We start from the raw sequence: 20216 nt of genomic DNA on the forward strand, positions 1-20216 counted from the left end.
GAACGTCAGTCAGGAGGAATGGGATTGCACAATAATGTCCACAGACGCATACTCGGCGGACTGATTATTTTATGTTCAGTGGTAGCCGTGTTGGTCCTTAGGCTGGCGTGGATTCAACTGTTTATGAAGGAACAGACGGTCCCTGGAACGAAATATACACTTGCAAAGATGGCGGAAATTCAAAGCGAACGGGAGACTGTATTGGATACTGGGCGGGGGCGCCTGTATGACCGAAAGAGTGAACCCCTTGCCGGGGAAACCATTTGGACGGCTGCTTTTTTTCCTCAAGAGGCGAAGGCTAGGAATACCGTGACGAAGGTTGTATACGAAGAAGCTGAGTCCATGCACCGATTGGCAGCTATCCTTGGAGTGAGTTATGAGCAATTGCTAAACAAGCGCTCTTCCCTTAAAGAACCTCTGCTTTGGCCATCCTCAGTGGGAAAAGGACCGCTCGCACTTACATCCGCACAAGCGGAAGAAGTGAGTGCATTGGGGATCGAGGGCGTAGGCGTGCTTCCTTTTGCTCGCAGATATGATGGGAACGCAACTGGACGGCAGTGGCTTGGATATTTATCGGAAGCGGTCCCAAACACTGGTGGGAAGGCTTCGCCATCGGGGCTGAGAATTCCGATGACAGGAACGGACGGGTTAGAAAAGACCCTGGAGCCGTTGCTTCGAGGCGTCGGGCATACTGAGGCATACGCTCAGGTTGATGCGCACGGGCAACGTGTCCCGGGCAGTCCCATTCAAGTACGAACCCCGGGCAATCCGTATTATCCGCTGTCTTTATATACAACGATTGATAAAAAGCTTCAGGAACAAATAGAGGAGTTAGCTGTCAAAGCTGGAATGGAGGAAGGAGCCGTGGTGGTGTTAGACACCGGAACGGGAGATATTGAAGCCATGGTATCTTTACCTTTTTACGACCCAGAGAAGATATCCCCTGAAGGGGGAGAGTGGAATAACCGGGCGCTGCAGGCTGCTGTACCTGGATCAATCTTCAAAATCGTCACAGCAGCAGCGGCACTAGAAGCCGAGGTCACCTCAGCGGATGAGCTCTTCTATTGTTCAGGGCAATATGAGAAATATGGATTATCTTGTCTAAAAGGAAAAGGACACGGCGCCCTCACGCTGGCGCAAGGGTTCGCCGTGTCCTGTAATACAGTATTTGCTGCGCTGGCAGAGCGCTTAAGTGGGGCGCAGCTTCAAGCGACAGCACTCGCGCTGGGGCTCGGAAGAGATATTAGCTGGCAAGCGGAGAATACGCTTGGTTTTCCAGTTCTTAAGCCACTATCCGGTGAGCAGAAGGGGACGATCTTCACTTCTTTGCTGCCGGATGATCCAGGCGCCAGAGTGCAGACGGCCATTGGGCAGCGAGATGTGCAAGTGACACCACTTCAGGCAGCCAACCTGGTAGTGACGTTACTGCATGGAGGGGAAGTGAGAGCGCCAAGAATTCTCCAGCGTGTGACCTTTGCAAATGGTCAAAAGCTAGAGGATCTGCCGGGTCATCTTTCCCCTTCAACTGCAGGGAGGATCTCAGAATCTACAGCCCGCCAGCTGCTGTCCTGGATGCGTAAAGTTGTTACGGATGGAACCGGCACAAGTCTGCAGAGTACGAAATGGCCGGTTGCCGGGAAATCAGGTACGGCACAAACCCTTGTTAAGGGTGTGCCGCGTAACAATCAATGGTTTATCGGCTATGGGCCGGTGGATCATCCCAGATATGCTGTGTCGGTAGCGGTTGAGAACGTTGCTCCGGACAGTTCACATCTAGCGGTTAAGCTGTTTGGTCAAGTGTTGGATTTACTATCATCGGTTCCCTCTGGAGCTTGAGGTTCAGGTGGTGGCGCAGAGCTGGTATGATTGGAAGCTGGACCGTTAGCAGCAAAGGGCGAAACGATAAATTCCTCTTGCGGAAGATAGATCCAGCTCTGAAGATACCCTTGTTGAATCAGTTCTTTTATCAGAATAAGCAGAATCGGCGACAGGATCAGACCGGCCATACCGAAAGCAGATGTGGACAGAATGACGAACGACAGCATAAGGAAAGCTGAGGATACGCCAATCGAATTCCCGGTAATCTTCGGCTCAAGCAGCTGTCTAACAATTAGTACAATGGCAAGGAGGATAATTAATCCGATAGCCAGTGAAGTATTGCCCACGATGAACAAATAGATGATCCAAGGGACTAAAATTGTCGTCACGCCAAGAAGCGGCAAAACATCAAATACAGCGCAGACTAACGCCATTGTGATTTCGTTGCCGGTTCGCAGAATAAATAAGCCGACCAGAACTATGGCAAAAGTAATGCTGATCAGAATAAGTTGTGCTTTTAAATAGGACCCGATGGCTTTAAAAACATTGCCTTGTAAAAAGGCAAAGGCGTTCTTAAAAGTTTTTGGCATTTTGTCATGCGCGATTTTACGCCAATCTTTGATCTCCATGCTAAGGAAAAATGCCAAAATGATGGCTATCCCGAAATTGGCCATGAAGGTGGAGAAGGAGCCAAGAATACCGGCCATATATTTTAGAAAAGTAATCAGCCATCCTGTTAGGACATCCGTGGCATCTTTAAAGTAGCTGTTGACCTTGTTCGTAATATCGGGTGGCAAGTTATCTATTTTTTGCTGCAGGTAGGTCGTGGTCTCCACAAAATGCTGCTGCACCACATATGTATATTTAGGGAGGTTCTCTTGGAAGTGAAGGGCCTGGATCGTAATCAGTAGACCGGCACCAAATAATGTACCTAACAGCACAATCAGAAAGAGCAACACTGAAATAGCGGAGGCGAAAGGTTTACCAAGACCACGGCGGTTCAAGAAGCGGGCCAAGGGTTCTATAAGCAAAAATACAAAAAAAGACAGGAATACAGGTGCAGCTAACTGATACAGTTTACTAAAGGAGAACATAATTAAATAAACCGTGAGGACAATTAATCCGATGTCAAAAAATGTGCGCCAATATTTTTTGTATAACGGCAGCATAGATATAAACAACTCCCTTTTTTTATAAGTGGATATGCCAGGTTGATTACATTGTACATGATTTTACTTTAAAAGCGTCTATTTCTTTGATACATGTGTTAAAATAGGGGGTAACGTTTTTTTTATTCTACTTCACTTGGCCGTTTCACAGGTTCTGCTTGCAGACATTAGGCGAGCCAAAGTCAACTCTGGAAAAGCGGGGAATTAATATGCAGACTTTGCTGCTCTGGTTATTTTACATCTCATCATTTTATGCTTTTATCCCTGGTATGATCAGCCGGATTTTTGGTTACCGTGTCTTTCGTAAAGGAACTGGGCGAAATGAATTTGCTCTGACCTTCGATGATGGACCTGATCCTCGATTTACACCATTATTGCTGGAATTACTGAAGAGGTATGATGCAAAAGCGACCTTTTTTGTAGTAGGCTCTAATGCTGAACGTTATCCTGATCTTATTCAGCGTATCCATGATGAGGGACATCTCATCGGGATTCATAATTATGTTCACAAGACGAACTGGCTCATGCGGCCAGCAACCGTCCGCCGGCAGATTCAACGTACGAATGATATTATTTATAATATTATTGGCGAACGCAGTACGTATTACCGTCCACCTTGGGGCATTGTCAATTTATTTGATATTTCCAAACGACGCCAAGTTGAAATTGTGCTTTGGTCGGCAATGTTTGGCGATTGGCGTGAGAAGCTCGGCGCCGAAAAACTTACTGAGAAGATGCTGGCCCGTCTAAATCCCGGGGAAGTGATGTTGTTGCATGATAGCGGCACAACGCTGGGTGCAGATGCGGATGCTCCAGGGAATATGCTGGTGGCTCTTGAGCAGACACTGGAGGAAGCCCGTAAACGGGGACTCCGCAGCATTCGGATTGACGAAATGATTAAGATGGCTGAGACGTCACCTATCCGGCGCTTATCTTTTGGTAAACGGGTGCTTGTAGGACTTTGGTTAGCTTGGGAACAGGTATTTCAAGCTCTTTTTCATCTCCAAACGATTACTCCGTCAGATCCTTTCCTGCATTATCGGATGCGGAAATATCAGGGCGAACCGGTTGAACTCGAGGGTGGAGAACTGCTGCGTAAAGGCGACAAAGTCATTGAGCTGCACATCGATAATAAACAGTTGTTCGAATTAGGAATTCATTCACGTTCTTCCGCTCAACTAGCGATTCGAATGATCCGCAGAATGGAAAAGGATCTGCCCATTCTTGCTGAGATCATTGCCAAAGATGTGGATCTTGCAGAAGCCAAAGCGCTTTACGGAGTCAGCATGATTAACCGGGGACCGGAGAAATTCGGCTTTACCGTACGTGATTTGCCGGATGGCTTATTCGCACGTTCCTCCAAATTTTACTTAAGGATCCTGTTAAGTGTGATTCATCCAGCAGGTGGGGCAAGGCTTAAAGAACGGAGCGAGGTCCTTGTGCCGAAGCTTATCCTGATGCCTGTCTCAGAGCTGCTCAAAAAGATGAATCAACAGCTGCCTCATCATCCGAAAACTGCAAAAAAACGCAAATCGCAACAGGAAGAATCGTTGTCACTTAATGATTCGGTTGCGGAAGTAGAAATGCCAGGTGCGACAGTAACAAATTGATTCATGATCTTATTGATAAATATTATACAGTGGACGTGTAAAGAGATGTTCTACAATCCAGCGATGGGTTGTGGAACATTTTTTTGTTGGGATAATTTAAAAAAAGAGCAGCCCGCCAGTAAAATACTAAGGTGGGACTGCTCTTGCTTGTTTTAATATTCTTTTCTGCTAAAGGGATTAGATCTTCAGCACAGCGCCGTTACTTGCGTTGGTAACCATTTTGGAGTAACGAGCCAGGTAACCAGTTTTAACTTTAGGTTCGAATTCTTTCCAACCTGTACGACGAACTGCTAATACTTCTTCTTCAACCAGCAATTCAATCTTCCGGTTGTTGAGATCCAGTTCAATGATATCTCCATCCTCAACAAAAGCGATCGGACCGCCTTCAGCTGCTTCTGGAGAGATATGACCGATACTGATTCCGCGGGAAGCCCCCGAGAAACGACCGTCTGTAATCAGACCGACCTTAGCACCCAGCCCCATACCCACGATTTGTGAAGTAGGCGCCAGCATTTCCGGCATTCCAGGTCCGCCCTTAGGACCTTCATAGCGGATAACGACTACATGGCCTTCTTTAACTTTACCGTTGGCGATACCTTCCAGTGCAGCTTCTTGGGAATCAAAGCAGATCGCAGGACCTTTATGATATCCGCCTACTGAAGCATCAACTGCACCAACCTTGATGATAGAACCCTCAGGAGCCAGGTTTCCGTAAAGTACGGCCAGACCGCCTCTTTCGGAGTAAGGGTTGTCGATAGTATGAATTACGGAAGTATCTTGGATCTCGTGTCCGATTACGTTCTCGGCTAATGTTTTGCCGGTAACGGTCATACATTCCCCGAACAGAGCACCTGGTTTCTTCAGCAGTTCATTCAATACAGCACTAACGCCGCCCGCACGGTCCACATCTTCGATAAAGATATCAGAAGCTGGAGCCAGCTTAGCCAGATATGGAACACGGTTTGCAACTTCGTTAATGCGTTCAAGCGGATAATCGATACCTGCTTCTTGAGCTAATGCAAGGGTGTGCAGCACTGTGTTAGTAGAACCACCCATTGCCATATCCAGTGCAAATGCGTTATCAAGGGATTCTTTAGTTACGATATCTCTTGGTTTAAGATCCAGCTTAATCAATTCCATCAGTTGTGTTGCGGATCTGCGAACAAATTCTCTACGCTCATCAGCAACAGCCAAAATTGTACCGTTACCTGGCAATGCCAGTCCAAGTGCTTCTGCAAGGCAGTTCATGGAGTTGGCAGTGAACATTCCGGAACAAGATCCACAGGTTGGACAACCGAATTGTTCTAATTCAAGCAACTCTGCATCGTTGATTTTGCCGACTTGGTGAGCACCAACGCCTTCAAATACCGAGGTCAGAGAGAGCTTGTTACCTTTACTATCTACGCCGGCTTTCATTGGGCCGCCGCTTACGAACATGGTTGGGATGTTAACACGCAGTGCGCCCATCATCATGCCCGGTGTAATTTTATCACAGTTAGGGATGCAGACCATGCCATCGAACCAATGCGCGGAAACTACGGTTTCCAAGGCGTCAGCGATGATCTCGCGGCTTGGCAGTGAATAACGCATGCCGATATGTCCCATAGCAATTCCGTCATCTACGCCGATCGTATTGAATTCAAAAGGAACGCCACCAGCTTCGCGAATCGCTTCCTTAACGATTTTACCGAACTCTTGCAAATGCACATGCCCTGGAACAATATCAATATAGGAATTGCAGACCGCAATAAACGGCTTTCCGAAATCTTCTTCTTTTACTCCGGCTGCTCTCAGGAGACTACGGTGTGGAGCACGGTCAAAGCCTTTTTTAATCATGTCTGAACGCATTTTCTTGGCTGCCATAATGACATTCCCCCCTAAATGAATTTCAATCAAATATAGTGTCGCATTAACGCAATGAACTCCAAAGACCTGCGTATATACGGTTTATAGAAAGAACGGGGACCTGCTTCCTGAATAAGAAAAGCGATGCCGTTTCTATAAAAAAAGCCGCTGTTTTGGTATAAACAGTTACCGCCTAAAATGAACGGAGAAGTCATTGTTATTAGTGAGTCTATCACAAAGAGCACGTTTTTTCTACCGGACAATGTGAAGTTTGTCGATTGACGCAAAGCGTGGGAAGTGGAGGAAAAGCTCATTTTCGAAAGGAAAGTGCTTTATTTGGAAAATGGATCAGGGTTCGGATGTATCTATTTACCACTCTAGACAACTTTAGGAGAGCTGAGTATGATGGGAGTTATTATTTTATGGGAGGTGCTGGAAAATCGGGATTTGTGTATTATTATCGCCGCGGTGGATCGTTTTTACGGGGATGAAAAGCTAAGGAGGGAAAGGGAATGTCACAGCGTACAACTTATTTAAATCCAATTGTAGCAAGCTCAGGAGACCCATGGGTATTCAAACATACCGATGGCTATTATTACTTTATGGCCACAAAAGCTAAATGTCTGGAGCTGACGAGATCTAGAACCTTGACCGGCCTTGCGGAGGGCGACAAGAAAGTGATCTGGTCTCCCGAACCGGGGGGCAGCTACAGTTACAATCTGTGGGCGCCGGAAATTCATCATTTGGACAACAAATGGTACATTTACTACACTGCGAATGACGGAGGAGGCGACGATTCACGACGGATTTGCGTGCTGGAGAATGAAGAGGCAAACCCGCTGGAAGGGCAGTGGGTATGGAGAGGTGCTTTGCAGACACCTGTCCCAGGGTTGGATGGAACAGTAATGTCATTGCGGGATCAGCTGTACTTTCTGTATGCGGGATATGGTCATTTCCCTGATTATGGGTCGGCTATTTACATTATGCGAATGAGTAATCCTTGGACCTTGGAAGGGGAACATCACCTGCTTACCGCTCCAACTCTGTCATGGGAGAAGCAAGGTGGCATGGCGATTAACGAAGGTCCGGTAATTTTGCGGCGCAACAATCGTATTTTCATGGTTTATTCGGCAAGTACGACTTGGTCTGAGGATTATGCACTAGGGATGCTCACCATGAGCGAAGCGGCAGATCCTTTGCAACCGCTGTCATGGGAAAAATCAATGTCGCCTGTATTTTGCAAAAGTGTAGAGAACGGGATTTTTGCCACGGGGCACAATAGCTTCACACGATCTCCTGATGGCAAGGAAGATTGGATAGTCTATCATGCGCTTCCTTCCGCTGGAGCGGATGTGTCTTTGCGAGCAACCCGTATCCAGAAATTTGGGTGGAAGGTGGATGGGACACCGGATTTTGGGGTTCCTTGTAGGGATACGCTTGCTCAGACCGTACCGTCGGGAGAATAAGAATAAAACAGAAAAACAAGATTGAAAAGGCCATTTATTACAGAAAAACTGTAATGAATGGCCTTTTCATGTAATGCAGATATTTTTATTCGCTGTCGATAATAATTGACGAAAAACGCCTGTGTTATAAGGGTTTTTTCGCCAAAATACAGGGTGTTTAGTACGTTTTTTTAATAGGTTTGTAGTTGGTGTAGCCATATATTTGTTTGAGAAAAGTTCGTAAGATTACAAAATTATTGTATGAAAGCGTTGACATATGGATTTTGGATGCTTATAATTCGATCTGAGATACAGAAAAACTGTATTAATCAAGGGGAGTTATCTACAGGGCAAAAAGGAGCGTGGTTCCAAGCTTTGGATTTGCTTAAGGCGTTGTGGCAAATATTTTATAGTGGGAGGTTAAGTATGAAGAACAATGCAAAGCGTTTTTTTAGTCTTTTATTTGTGTTAATACTGATCATTTCGACTGTAACAGCATGTAGTGGCAACAGTGCAAACAATGGGGCTGATAACGGTGGCTCCAACAACAAAGAGAACGAGAGCACAGCCAAAGACCCGGTTGAGTTTACAGATATCAGCGCAGACATACGCGGCAATACAGCCCCAACGCAAGAGCAAATCGACGAAGTTAATCATTCCTTGAATGATACATACCTCGGCGACGTTTTCGAAGAAGTCATTCCAAATGATTACTCAGCTTATCCTGTTAAAGGTGATGTGGTTCTGGATGTATGGATGCCTGCGAATTCCAATATTCCGGATATGAACAATCATGCTGTCCAGAAGCAGGTGGAGCAATTAACGGGAATCAAAGTAAACTTCATCACGCCGCCAATCGGCCAGGAAGCGGATGCCTTCACGCTGATGATCTCCTCCGGTGAACTGCCTGACATTATCATTGAGCCGGGACGTTATCCGGGAGGTTTTGAAGCGGGCGTAAATGACGGCGCTTATATCGATCTGACAGATCTGATGGAGAAAAATGCTCCGAACTATACGAAGTGGCGCAATTCGGATGAATCAAGAAGAAAAACCACGGTCACGGATGACGGCAAGCTGCTTGGCTTTTATGGCATCGCCCCATATTCAGAGTGGACTTGGTTTGGAACGTTGATTAAGCAAGAGGCGCTGGATAAAACAGGGCTTGAAGTTCCAAATACGATTGATGAATGGCATACCTTCCTGACAAAAGCAAAGGAAGTCGGATACAAAGCACCACTTAATTACGGCTCTACTTACGGCCAGATTTTTACCGGCATCATAAATGGCGCATATGGAGTATGGGATTGGACGTTCCTTGATGAGAATGGCAAAGTGGCCTGGGGGCCAGCACAGCCGAAAGCTAAGGAATATTTGACCACCATGCAGCAATGGAACAAAGAAGGATTACTGAACCCGGACTGGGCAACGGCAGACTTTAACCAGAGAATGGCGAGTGCCATTTCGGGAGATACCGCGATGATGATGGACTCTCCGGATACGATGTGGAGTTATTGGAAAGAGCAAAGCGGTATCGACTTTGTGGGGGCACTGAACCCGGTTCTAAACAAAGGAGATAAGTCCGCAACCACGTACAAAAATTTCAAAAGAGCGGGGATCGAAGCTGCGATCACAACGCAAAGCAAAAATGTAGAAGCGGCAATGGCTTGGCTTGATTTTAATTACAGTAAAAAGGGCTGGGAATTGATTAACTTTGGTGAATACGGCACGGTCCACCTGATTGATGACACGGGAATGCCTTATTATCCAGAGAACAGTTATATCTTTAAAGACCCTGAAGGTCAGCCCGTATCGACAACCTTATGGAAATACCGGATGCACAACTGGCCGGATATCCGGGATGAGCATCATTCCAACCCGCTGATCGCTGCCAAAGGAAGTTATTCGGGAGACATTCGCAAGAATTGGACAGAAAATATGGACACCAGTATGGCTATGCCACCTATTTCCTTTACCAAGGATGAAGCTTCGCGGGAAGCCGAGCTTGGAAACCAGCTGTCGACACTGCGCGGAGAGTATTTTGCAAAAATCATAATGGGAGACCTGCCGGTAGATGCCTATGATAAATTTTTGAAAGAAGCTCAGAGCATGGGACTGGAAGAGTTTTTGAGTATCCATCAGGCAGCCTTAGATCGATATAACAAACGATAGGTGGTTGTTTTATGGAAATATTACGAAAAAACAGAGCGATAAAGCCCATTCCTCAGGACGCCAAACCTAAAAATACCAAGCTAGTGATTAAGAAGGATTTGAAAAAGAACTGGTTTGTCTATCTGTTGGCCGTCCCTGTTGTAGCATGGTTCCTGATTTTCTGCTACGGGCCGATGTGGGGGGTTATGATCGCCTTCAAGGATTTTAAACCCCTGCTGGGGTTTGGCCAGAGCGAGTGGGTAGGGTTTAAGCACTTTATTGATTTTTTCCAAGGGCCTTATTTCTGGCGGGTCGTTAAAAACACCCTTCTCCTCAATGTTTGGGGGATTGCCTTTGGATTTACAGCCCCGATTATTCTGTCCTTGATGCTGAACGAAATCCGTGGGGTTAAGTTTAAAAAAGTGGTCCAAACGATCACCTATATGCCGCACTTTATTTCCCTGGTGGTGGTATGCGGGATCATTCATATCTTTGCCGCAGATGAAGGGATTATCACGCAAATCCTGCAATTTATTACCGGAAAAGAGTACTCTTCACTGCTCGGCTACTCTTCGTTCTTCCGGCCGATTTATACCTTCTCCGGCATTTGGCAGAGCATCGGCTGGGATAGCATCATCTACCTTGCGGCGATGAGTTCCATCGATACTTCATTATATGAAGCTGCTGAAATTGACGGAGTGGGACGGATTAAAAAAATGTGGCATATTACGCTGCCGCAGATCAGCCCAGTTATCATCATTCTGTTTATTTTTGCCATCGGCGGGTTGATGTCATCCGGGTACGAGAAGATTATCCTGCTGTACAATCCTCTGATCTATGATACGGCGGATGTTATTGCCTCTTATGTTTATCGTCGCGGTTTAAGAGAAGCCAGTCTTAGTTATTCTACGGCTGTGGGCTTGGTCAGCTCAATCGTTAACTTCGGGCTGCTCTGGATGACCAATACAATAGCCAAACGCAGGTCCGAGGTCAGCTTATGGTAAGAAAGAGGGACAGCTATGAAAGATAATTTGCAGCGTAAAACGAAAAAAAGACGAAAACATAAATCCATCGGCGACAGAGTGTTTGACGGCACGCTTTATACTCTGCTGACCGCATTAACCTTGGTGTGTTTTTATCCGATCCTGCATATCCTGTTTGCTTCCGTCAGCGACCCCGGCATGTTGATTGCTCATAAAGGGATTTTGCTGAAACCGCTGGGGTTCACTTTGGATGGCTATAAGCTGGTGTTTAAAGATAACAGTCTGATCAACGGCTATAAAAACACGATTATATATGTAGGGTTAGGCACATTAGTCAACATGATCATGACCATTCTGGGAGCTTATGTATTGTCCAGACGAGGTTTGTATTTCAAAAACTTTATCATGATCCTGATTACAATCACCATGTTCTTTGGTGGCGGGTTGATTCCTTGGTTCTTATTAATGAAGGATATTGGTTTGTACAATAATTTGTGGGCCATGATTTTGCCAAGTGCTTTAAGCACATGGAACATTATTATTTTACGAACTAGCTTTCAAGCCATTCCGCAGGAATTGGAAGAGGCGGCTACTATTGACGGGGCAAGTCAGGCCCATATTTTAACGAATGTGATTCTACCGCTGTCCAAAGCTACGCTGGCCGTAATCTTTTTATACTATTTAGTTGGGAACTGGAACTCATGGTTTAATGCGATGGTGTTGTTGAAGGACAGACAGCTGTTCCCGCTGCAGCTATTAATGAAGGAAATATTAGTAGCTAATGATGCAACCGCAACCTCGATCGGCAGTGCAGGCGGGGTAGTCATCGATAGCGCCCAGAGCCAGACGGCTTTCCGTGAGCTGGTTAAGTATTGCGCGATTGTCGTTTCTACGCTTCCTATATTAATGGTATATCCTTTCTTGCAAAAATATTTTGTTAAAGGTGTTTACGTAGGTTCGATTAAAGGATAGCGGGCAAAAAAACAAGTTCATCTTATATAGAAATTATTTAATAGGAGTGAAGTACACCATGTTGACAGAAGCAAGCAGCACATCCGTTCCACGTCCAGAATATCCAAGACCCCAATTTGCCCGTAAGGATTGGCTTAGCCTAAATGGAGAATGGGATTTTACGTTTGATGATGAAGATGTCGGTGAGGAAGAACAATGGTATCGGGCGGACGTAAAGGGTTTATTTTCACGGGTTATTCAAGTGCCCTTTGCGTTTCAGAGCAAGCTGAGCGGAATTGAAGATCCTTCATTTCATGATGTTGTGTGGTATAGAAGAACTTTCGAAGTTCCTGAGGGTTGGCACGGGAAGCGGATTGTCCTCCATTTCGGCGCCGTTGATTATTTGGCAAAAGTCTGGGTGAATGGTCAGCTGGTGGCCGTGCATGAAGGCGGACATACGCCATTTCAGGCCGATATCACTCCTTCGCTGATCAAAGGAAATAATACCATTATACTGCGCGCAGAGGATTTCAGCCGCGATGTCACCTTGCCGCGGGGCAAGCAATATTGGCTGGAGCAGTCTGCTGCCATCTTTTATACCCGCACAACCGGAATCTGGCAGAGTGTCTGGCTTGAACCGCTGTCTGCAGTGCATCTGAGTAAAACTATGATGACACCTGATATAGACCGCAATGAAATCCGGCTTCGGACCTTTCTGCAAGGATTTAAGTCTGCTGATCCGCTCAAGCTGCGCATAACGGTATCATATGACGGTGAAGTGATCGCAGAGGATCAATATATGATCAAGAATGCAGAGCAGCTGCGGGCTATCGGCTTGGGGGATTTTGCGGATCATGGTCTTGGACGTTTATGGAGCCCTGAGCATCCGAATTTGTATGATATTCAATTCCAATTGCTTCGGAATGAGGAAGTAATTGATGAAGCGGCGAGTTATTTCGGCATGCGCAAGGTGTCGATTGAAAATGGCAAGCTATGCTTGAATAACCGCCCATATTTCCAGAGACTGGTGCTGGATCAGGGGTACTTCCCTGACGGGATACTAACCGCACCTACAGACGAAGAGCTGAAACGTGATGCCCAGCTGACGAAGGAAATGGGCTTTAACGGGGTGAGGAAACATCAGAAGACAGAAGATCCCCGGTTCCTGTATTGGTGTGATAAGCTCGGCCTGCTGGTATGGAGTGAGGCAGCCAATGCTTACGAATATTCCGAGGAGTATGTCCGCCACTTCACGAAGGAATGGCAGGAGATCATCGAGCGCGACTATAACCATCCTTGTATCGTGACCTGGGTTCCGCTTAATGAGAGTTGGGGGGTTCCCAATGTCCAGATTGATACACGCCAGCAGCAGCACGGATTGGCAATGTATCATTTAACGAAATCCTTGGATGAGATGAGACCTGTTGTGTATAACGATGGGTGGGAGCATATGACTACAGATTTGGTGACTATTCATGACTATGAGAGCCATCAGGAAGTGCTGGAGGATAGATACGCCACGGCTGAATCTTCTGTAAATGCGATGCCGGCCAACCGCAAAATATTTGTCGGTGGAGCTTCGTATCAAGGCCAGCCGATTCTCGTATCCGAGTTTGGTGGAATTGCCTTCAAGAAAAGTGAGTGGGAGGGCTGGGGTTATTCTGGGGCAGAGAACGAAGAGGATTTCCTGATGAAGCTCAAGGCTGTGGTTGACCCGATGTTCACTTCCCCGGTGATCCAAGGTTATTGCTATACCCAGCTGACGGATGTCGAGCAGGAAATCAACGGACTGCTCACCTATGATAGACAGCCCAAAGCTCCGCTTGAAGCGATCCGCAACATCATGATGCATATTAAATAAATAACATTTATTAAAAGGAGTTACACCATGACACAACAAGCAACGCTTCCGCGTCCTGAATATCCCCGCCCTGACTTTGTTCGACCAGAGTGGATCAATCTGAACGGCCAGTGGCAATTCGAAATTGATCATGGCAAAAGTGGGAAGGAACGCGGATACCCTGTTAACGAACATAATCTCTCAGGGACAATTACTGTGCCCTTCTGTCCGGAAAGCAGGCTGTCCAGCGTAGAATACAAAGATTTTATGGCTGCTGTATGGTATAAAAGGGAGTTTACCGTGCCGGAGAACTGGACAAATGGCAGAGTTATCCTTCATTTTGGCGCCGTTGATTATATGGCGGAGGTCTGGGTGAACGGCGTATCTGTAGGTACGCATCGCGGAGGATATACTCCGTTTAGCTTTGATATTACTTCTGATCTTTTAGCGGGCGGTAATGTGATTACTGTATATGCTGAAGACGACGTTCGATCGGGGCGACAGCCGCGGGGCAAGCAGAGTGAACAGTTCCATTCGCACGGCTGCGACTATACACGCACTACAGGAATCTGGCAGACGGTATGGCTTGAGCAAGTGCCTGAGACCTATCTGTCTAATCTGAAAGTTGTCGCTGATCCCGACAATGGCTGTGTGCACCTCGAAATGAAGGTACAAGGGAACGTTGCGGGGGACACGCTTAGCGCTACTGCTCTTTATGGCGGCAAACCCGTCGGGGACAGCAGTGTGATTGTTTCCGGGCCCTCTATAAAACTTACGATTCCACTGTCAGAGATTCACTTATGGGAAGTTGGAAACGCCAGATTGTATGACCTGAAGTTGTCCTTGCATTGTCAGGGACGGGAGAGTGATGTGGTCCATTCTTATTTTGGACTCCGCACGGTACGACTGGATGGGATGGCATTCCGGATCAATGGGAAATCCTTATTTCAGCGGTTAGTACTGGATCAAGGTTTTTATCCGGAGGGAATCTATACCGCTCCTACTGATGAAGATCTGCGCAGAGACATCGAAATCTCAATGGGGCTTGGCTTCAATGGCGCGAGACTTCACGAGAAGATATTTGAGCCGCGTTATCTTTATTGGGCTGACCAATTAGGTTATCTTGTCTGGGGAGAACATGCCAATTGGGGGCTGAATATTACTGGAGCGGATAGCCTGTCTCACTTCCTGCCGGAATGGCTCGAAGGTATGCAGCGTGATTTCAATCATCCCGCGCTGATCGGCTGGTGCCCTTTTAATGAGACCTGGGATCGGGACGGTGTGAAGCAGCATAACGCCGTGCTACAGATTGTTTACGACGTAACAAAACGTATGGATCCAACACGTCCCGTAATTGATACAAGCGGTAACTTCCATGTGGCTACAGATATCTTCGATCTTCATGACTATGACCAGAATCCGCAGACGTTCCGGGACAGATATGAACCGATGAAGCATGGCGGCCAAGTATTCAATACCTTCCCGGATCGCCAAACGTATGAAGGTCAACCTTACTTCATCAGCGAATATGGCGGAATTTGGTGGAACCCACAGCAGAAAGATGAAAAATCATGGGGGTATGGGGACAGACCGACCTCAGAGCAAATGTTTATCGAACGCTACGAGGGGTTGACGAATGTTCTATTAGATCATCCGCTGATGTTTGGATTCTGCTATACCCAGCTGTACGATGTGGAGCAGGAAGTTAATGGACTGTATACTTATGACAGACAGCCGAAGTTCGATCCTGACCGTATCCGCCGCATCAATGCACGGAAGGCTGCAATTGAAGATTAGAGGCGCTACGTAACTATTCATTCGAAAGGAATGTGATAGATTATGAAAGTGAATTTCCGGCAAAAATGTCTGGTCGCCTTAAGTGTTCTTCTTATTCTTCCAATGGGGAAGGTGACCCTTGCAGTCTCTGATCATAATGACTTTTACAACGTGGTTATGCAGGACGGGGCGGACCCATGGGTGTATAAACATACAGATGGCTTCTATTATTTCACCAAAACAACAGGTGGCAATGTTACTCTCTGGAAGTCAGCCCAGTTGACCACTATTGATGCAGCGCCTACTAAAGTTATCAACACGGGCGGTAGCGGCATCTGGGCGCCTGAGCTACATTATATAAACGGAGCTTGGTATATCTACTATGCGATGGACGACGGAGATAACGTAAACCACCGCATGTATGTAATGGAGAACACAGCGGCAGACCCGATGCAGGGAACTTGGCAGTACAAAGGCCAGATCACAGATTCAAGCAATAAGTGGGCTATAGACGGTACTGTGCTGCAAGTGAACGGCGAGCTGTATTTTATCTGGTCCGGCTGGGAGGGGAATGTTAATGTGCGGCAGAATCTCTATATCGCGCATATGAGTAATCCCTGGACCATTGATTCCGAACGCGTAGAGATTTCAAGACCAACGTATAGCTGGGAAACGATTCATTCCCCAAATGTGAATGAAGGACCGCAGGTGATTATAAATGGAGAAGTCATTAGTTTGGTCTACTCGGCAAGTGGAAGCTGGACCAATGATTATTGTCTGGGACTGATCACCGCAGACATCTCCAGTGATCTGTTAGATCCGGCATCATGGAATAAACGCAATCAGCCTATCTTTTCCTCGGGCAATGGACTTTACGGACCTGGACACCATTCGTTTACTAAGTCTCCTGACGGCCAAGAGGATTGGATCATGTACCATGTCGCCAAATACAATAACGCTGGCTGGAACCGCGAGGTGCGGATGCAGAAATTCAGCTGGAATGCTGATCATACACCTAATCTGGGCATTCCCGTTGACCCTAATCTTCCGATAACTTTGCCTTCAGGTGAAACCATGCATACCCGCTACGAAGCGGAAAAAGGGACATTTGGCGGCGATGCCTATGCCTCTTCGAGTCCCAAGGGCTCGGGTGGGCTTAAGGCGGGTCATATTGATACGCCGGACAGTTACGTAGAATTTTCGGTTGATGCGGCAGCCGCAGGCGAGTATATTCTTTTGGCTCGAACGGCGAATGGAACGGCTGGCGGGAATTGGTCGAATTTTCAGCTTAGTGTCAATGCAGGACCTTCCGGACCATTCTATATCACCAATAAAGGGTGGGAGAATTGGGGGCTGTCCACAGCCCGGATTCAACTGAAGGCAGGCATAAACAAGCTTCGTTTTACCAAAGGCGAAGGTTACGGAGAAATTGATTTCATTGATATTAAGCCATTGTGAATCGAACAAACCTAAGAGACCTACGAGATGGCTTCCGGTTTTCCGGAGGTCATTTCTAGGTGAAAGGGCCTGTAGTTGTAATTGTTTTTCATCTCATTAAGAAGTAAGATTAGGATAATTATTAGGATACAAGGAGAGCTGATTTGTGCTGGAACTTAGCTTAAACGACCCGGAAAAATTAGTCACAGTAACGCATGCTTTATCAACCCGTTCTAGGGTTGATATACTTCGGCTCTTAAACTCCAAAAACTTAAATATTATTGAAATCGCTGAGAGGCTGAAGCTTCCAGTGTCGACGGTAGCAAGCAATATTAAAGTATTAGAAGCAGCAGAGTTAATTCATACAGAATTGCTTCCGGCTTCACGCGGGGCGATGAAAGTTTGCAGCCGGAATTATGATGATCTTCATATTGCCTTGAATTTAAAAGAGCCGATGCCAAAGGGATTAACTCATGTCTATGAAGTAGAGATGCCGATCGGTCATTATAGCGACTGTGAGGTATCTCCTACTTGCGGAATGGCTAATAGCGAGGGTCTTATTATCAAAGAAGATGAACCGTCGAGCTTCTATCACCCTAAACATGTCAACGCTCAGCTGATCTGGCTCCGCAAAGGATTCCTGGAATATTTGCTGCCTATGGATATCCCCTCCGGAGCACAAATTGAATCGCTGGAATTATCCATGGAGATCTGTTCGGAAGCTCCGAATTATGACCAGAACTGGCCTTCGAACATTTCCGTGTGGGTGAATGGATCGGAGATCGGCATGTGGACCAGTCCCGGTGATTTCGGTGACCGGCGGGGCAAGCTGAATCCGAACTGGTGGTGGGATGGATCCACACAATACGGGTTTCTCAAGACCTGGCGTGTTGACCATGAAAAGACGACGCTTGATATGGAGAAGGTGTCGAATGTTTCCTTAAATGATCTTCTGATTAACCGGAGCCCCAAATTGCGGCTGCGCATTGGAATCAATCCCGATGCAGTTCATCAAGGTGGACTTAACCTGTTCGGGCGCCAGTTTGGCGATTATGAACAACATATTATGATGAAGGTAAAATATACAATGGATCAGGATGAAGTAGAACTTTAGCTTAGGAGATGAACAAAGCAAGGCGGTGCCTCGGAAACGAATCTTCGTATCCAGGGAACCGCCTTGCTTTGTTTGTTCTGGATGTAAAATCAGAGTGTGCGGCGTAGGGCGGCACGCTGAAGGGTGATCATCCAGTCAACGGACGGCTCAACCAGCGGGTGAAAGAGCCGTTTAACTGACGGCTGAGCCAGCAATACGGTGAATAATACGGCGGTGAGCAGCAGGACTACTGCCCCAGCAGCATTGCCAATATAGGTGTAAATCCCAGAAACGGCAGCCAGACGAACGATAAAACCATGAAGCAGGAAGACATACAACGTGCGGCGTCCCCAGTCGGTCATGCGGCTCGCTCCGTAAGGTACAAGACCGAGGAAAGCGAGTGAAGCGACAATTTGTAGTCCGTACAGTCCCAGGCGGTATACGCCTGCATACCATACATTGGCATCAAGCTGCATATAGGTCATGTTGCCATATAACCAGCCAAAGGGAAATCCTGCTCCCCATGTAGCCATGATGGCAAGGAGTAGAACGGAGGCTGCTGCTGCAAAGATTTTGATATATTTCTGATAGAGCTTGACGAAGGTTTCGAAGGAGAAATGATAGCCGATAATGAAAAAAGGCAAATATACAAAGGTACGGCTGATGCTAAACCATACACCGTCCAGCTGGAGATATCCCACAGCCACCCCCGCTGTTACAGCGAAGAGGAGCTTAGCGGTTATTGACCATCTGCTCATTCCGAGCATCAGGAGGCGCCAGCAGGCATGACTGGCCAGAAACCATAGGAGCAGATAGGGTGCGAAAATGGAATGCTGGATGTTGCTTACATGAAAGAGGGAAACGTCGAGTGCGGAATATAAGCTTTGAAAAATGAGGTATTGCAATCCAATTTGCAGCAGCATTTTGCGGCCGGTAGTTCCGGCAAGGCTTTTTCTGGCGAAATAGCCGGTCACCAGTACGAACAGTGGCATGTGAAAGCTGAAAATCCACATATATAATCCGTGTATTCCACTCATTTTGTTAATCAGAGGTTCAATTGCATTACCGGCAAAAACAGTGATAATAAGCATAAAACGCAGGTTGAGAAAAAAGGTTTCTCCGCGCGTTTCCAGCGAGTTTTCCCCTACCATGATTTAGCCTCCAAATTATGCTGTATGCAAATTAATTTAATTTTAAAATACTAGATTTTCTTTGATTTAATTGTGAATTAAGTCACAATAGAAAGCGTTATCATGTGTGCGAAATGTGGCGATGTGTTGAAGGTTGTTAGAATAGAGGGATTCCACTATAATTTTTATATGCATTAACATCTGGGAGTGGAACATGTTGAAGAGAAGAATAACTAAGCGTCGCGTCGCTATTTTTGTATTGATTATTTTAGTTGTAGCCGGGTTGCTGTTATGGAAGTATTTAACGCCATATGCACCGGCTCAAGAAGCCGAAACCGCACTGATTTCAAGTGGTGGAGTTACCGTCGAACAGAATGATAATTGGATTTCGTTTGAACCTTCCATTACTAAAGGCGCCTCGATTATATTTTATCCTGGGGCTTTGGTTAAACCGGAAGCTTACTCCCCTCTTGCGAAGAGCGTCGCTGCTGCAGGGCATCCCTTCTACATCGCCAAAATGCCGTTTAATTTAGCCGTAACGAAGGGGGATGCCGCAGAAGAGATTATTCGTGTACATCCGAAGCAATCTTTTGTGCTGGGTGGACATTCACTTGGGGGTGTCATGGCCTCACGTTACGCAATTGAGCATACGGACCAGCTGGAAGGTGTATTTTTCTTAGCCTCTTATCCAGATGAAAAGGGCAGTCTACGAGAGACTACTTTGTCAGTGTTATCGGTTGTGGGTACTGAGGATCAAGTGATTGACAGAGACAGCTACAACAAAGGGCGCTCCTATCTGCCAGATAATACAGTTTATAGTTCAATTGTAGGTGGGAATCATGCGCAATTTGGCAGCTACGGGCCTCAGAAGGGGGACGGCGAAGCCACAATATCCGAGCAAGAGCAGCAGGGTCGCACAGTAAGTGCCCTGTTGGATTGGCTGGGAAATTTGAGGTAGTTACGGGTCA

Annotated in this window: 14 protein-coding genes; 11 read left to right on the plus strand and 3 right to left on the minus strand. The window is 46.6% G+C overall.

Features of this window, described 5'->3' with window-relative positions:
• Positions 1-24: 24 nt before the first annotated feature.
• Positions 25-1836: a peptidoglycan D,D-transpeptidase FtsI family protein gene (locus NYE35_RS08225; RefSeq protein ID WP_370510597.1), complete on the plus strand. Its 1812-nt coding sequence runs from the start codon at positions 25-27 to the stop codon at positions 1834-1836.
• Here NYE35_RS08225 and NYE35_RS08230 read toward each other — a convergent pair.
• Positions 1794-2987 carry an AI-2E family transporter gene (locus NYE35_RS08230; protein WP_341120637.1) on the minus strand — a complete coding sequence of 398 codons (1194 nt, stop codon included), beginning with the start codon at positions 2985-2987 and terminating at the stop codon, positions 1794-1796. The two genes, NYE35_RS08225 and NYE35_RS08230, sit on opposite strands and share 43 nt — an antisense overlap.
• Positions 2988-3196: 209 nt before the next feature.
• Between NYE35_RS08230 and NYE35_RS08235 the strand changes: the two genes are divergently transcribed.
• The gene (locus NYE35_RS08235; RefSeq protein ID WP_036680965.1) at positions 3197-4597 is read left to right on the plus strand and encodes a polysaccharide deacetylase family protein; all 1401 of its coding nucleotides are present in this window, start codon (positions 3197-3199) and stop codon (positions 4595-4597) included.
• Positions 4598-4774: 177 nt separating this feature from the next.
• On the opposite strand, the gene ilvD is transcribed toward NYE35_RS08235, so the two are convergent.
• On the minus strand, positions 4775-6460 hold the full coding sequence (gene ilvD / locus NYE35_RS08240; RefSeq protein WP_036680967.1) for a dihydroxy-acid dehydratase: 1686 nt from the start codon (positions 6458-6460) through the stop codon (positions 4775-4777).
• A 494-nt stretch (positions 6461-6954) separates the two neighbouring features.
• Between ilvD and NYE35_RS08245 the strand changes: the two genes are divergently transcribed.
• The 8 genes from NYE35_RS08245 to NYE35_RS08280 all read left to right on the plus strand — a co-directional run bounded on the left by NYE35_RS08245 (position 6955) and on the right by NYE35_RS08280 (position 18139).
• Complete coding sequence (locus NYE35_RS08245) at positions 6955-7908, plus strand: glycoside hydrolase family 43 protein (RefSeq protein ID WP_036680969.1); 954 nt, start codon at positions 6955-6957, stop codon at positions 7906-7908.
• 405 nt (positions 7909-8313) lie between these two features.
• The gene (locus tag NYE35_RS08250) at positions 8314-10059 is read left to right on the plus strand and encodes an extracellular solute-binding protein (protein ID WP_341120639.1); all 1746 of its coding nucleotides are present in this window, start codon (positions 8314-8316) and stop codon (positions 10057-10059) included.
• Positions 10060-10070: 11 nt separating this feature from the next.
• Positions 10071-11042 (plus strand): ABC transporter permease, encoded by a 972-nt coding sequence (locus tag NYE35_RS08255; protein WP_036680973.1) that lies wholly within the window; start codon positions 10071-10073, stop codon positions 11040-11042.
• A 15-nt stretch (positions 11043-11057) separates the two neighbouring features.
• On the plus strand, positions 11058-11993 hold the full coding sequence (locus NYE35_RS08260) for a carbohydrate ABC transporter permease (protein ID WP_036680976.1): 936 nt from the start codon (positions 11058-11060) through the stop codon (positions 11991-11993).
• Positions 11994-12051: 58 nt separating this feature from the next.
• On the plus strand, positions 12052-13833 hold the full coding sequence (locus NYE35_RS08265) for a glycoside hydrolase family 2 protein (protein ID WP_341120641.1): 1782 nt from the start codon (positions 12052-12054) through the stop codon (positions 13831-13833).
• 27 nt (positions 13834-13860) lie between these two features.
• Positions 13861-15609, plus strand: a complete 1749-nt coding sequence (locus NYE35_RS08270; RefSeq protein ID WP_341120643.1) for a glycoside hydrolase family 2 protein — start codon at positions 13861-13863, stop codon at positions 15607-15609.
• Positions 15610-15651: 42 nt separating this feature from the next.
• Complete coding sequence (locus NYE35_RS08275) at positions 15652-17046, plus strand: family 43 glycosylhydrolase (protein ID WP_341120645.1); 1395 nt, start codon at positions 15652-15654, stop codon at positions 17044-17046.
• Positions 17047-17191: 145 nt separating this feature from the next.
• Complete coding sequence (locus NYE35_RS08280; protein WP_036680981.1) at positions 17192-18139, plus strand: ArsR/SmtB family transcription factor; 948 nt, start codon at positions 17192-17194, stop codon at positions 18137-18139.
• A gap of 89 nt (positions 18140-18228) precedes the next feature.
• Here NYE35_RS08280 and NYE35_RS08285 read toward each other — a convergent pair whose 3' ends face one another.
• Positions 18229-19269: an acyltransferase family protein gene (locus NYE35_RS08285; RefSeq protein ID WP_036680982.1), complete on the minus strand. Its 1041-nt coding sequence runs from the start codon at positions 19267-19269 to the stop codon at positions 18229-18231.
• Between the two features lie 193 nt (positions 19270-19462).
• Between NYE35_RS08285 and NYE35_RS08290 the strand changes: the two genes are divergently transcribed.
• On the plus strand, positions 19463-20206 hold the full coding sequence (locus NYE35_RS08290) for an alpha/beta hydrolase (protein WP_036680984.1): 744 nt from the start codon (positions 19463-19465) through the stop codon (positions 20204-20206).
• Positions 20207-20216 lie beyond the last annotated feature (10 nt).

The sequence above is a fragment of the Paenibacillus sp. FSL L8-0494 genome (genome assembly GCF_038003695.1).
In the GTDB taxonomy this organism is placed as follows: Bacteria; Bacillota; Bacilli; order Paenibacillales; family Paenibacillaceae; genus Paenibacillus_AQ; species Paenibacillus_AQ odorifer.

Bases quoted from the DNA above. Each gene is read 5' to 3' on its own strand.
- NYE35_RS08230 (WP_341120637.1), bottom strand. From the start codon at position 2,987: ATGCTGCCGTTATACAAAAAATATTGGCGCACATTTTTTGACATCGGA.
- NYE35_RS08235 (WP_036680965.1), top strand. From the start codon at position 3,197: ATGCAGACTTTGCTGCTCTGGTTATTTTACATCTCATCATTTTATGCT.
- ilvD (WP_036680967.1), bottom strand. From the start codon at position 6,460: ATGGCAGCCAAGAAAATGCGTTCAGACATGATTAAAAAAGGCTTTGAC.
- NYE35_RS08245 (WP_036680969.1), top strand. From the start codon at position 6,955: ATGTCACAGCGTACAACTTATTTAAATCCAATTGTAGCAAGCTCAGGA.
- NYE35_RS08250 (WP_341120639.1), top strand. From the start codon at position 8,314: ATGAAGAACAATGCAAAGCGTTTTTTTAGTCTTTTATTTGTGTTAATA.
- NYE35_RS08255 (WP_036680973.1), top strand. From the start codon at position 10,071: ATGGAAATATTACGAAAAAACAGAGCGATAAAGCCCATTCCTCAGGAC.
- NYE35_RS08260 (WP_036680976.1), top strand. From the start codon at position 11,058: ATGAAAGATAATTTGCAGCGTAAAACGAAAAAAAGACGAAAACATAAA.
- NYE35_RS08265 (WP_341120641.1), top strand. From the start codon at position 12,052: ATGTTGACAGAAGCAAGCAGCACATCCGTTCCACGTCCAGAATATCCA.
- NYE35_RS08270 (WP_341120643.1), top strand. From the start codon at position 13,861: ATGACACAACAAGCAACGCTTCCGCGTCCTGAATATCCCCGCCCTGAC.
- NYE35_RS08275 (WP_341120645.1), top strand. From the start codon at position 15,652: ATGAAAGTGAATTTCCGGCAAAAATGTCTGGTCGCCTTAAGTGTTCTT.
- NYE35_RS08285 (WP_036680982.1), bottom strand. From the start codon at position 19,269: ATGGTAGGGGAAAACTCGCTGGAAACGCGCGGAGAAACCTTTTTTCTC.
- NYE35_RS08290 (WP_036680984.1), top strand. From the start codon at position 19,463: ATGTTGAAGAGAAGAATAACTAAGCGTCGCGTCGCTATTTTTGTATTG.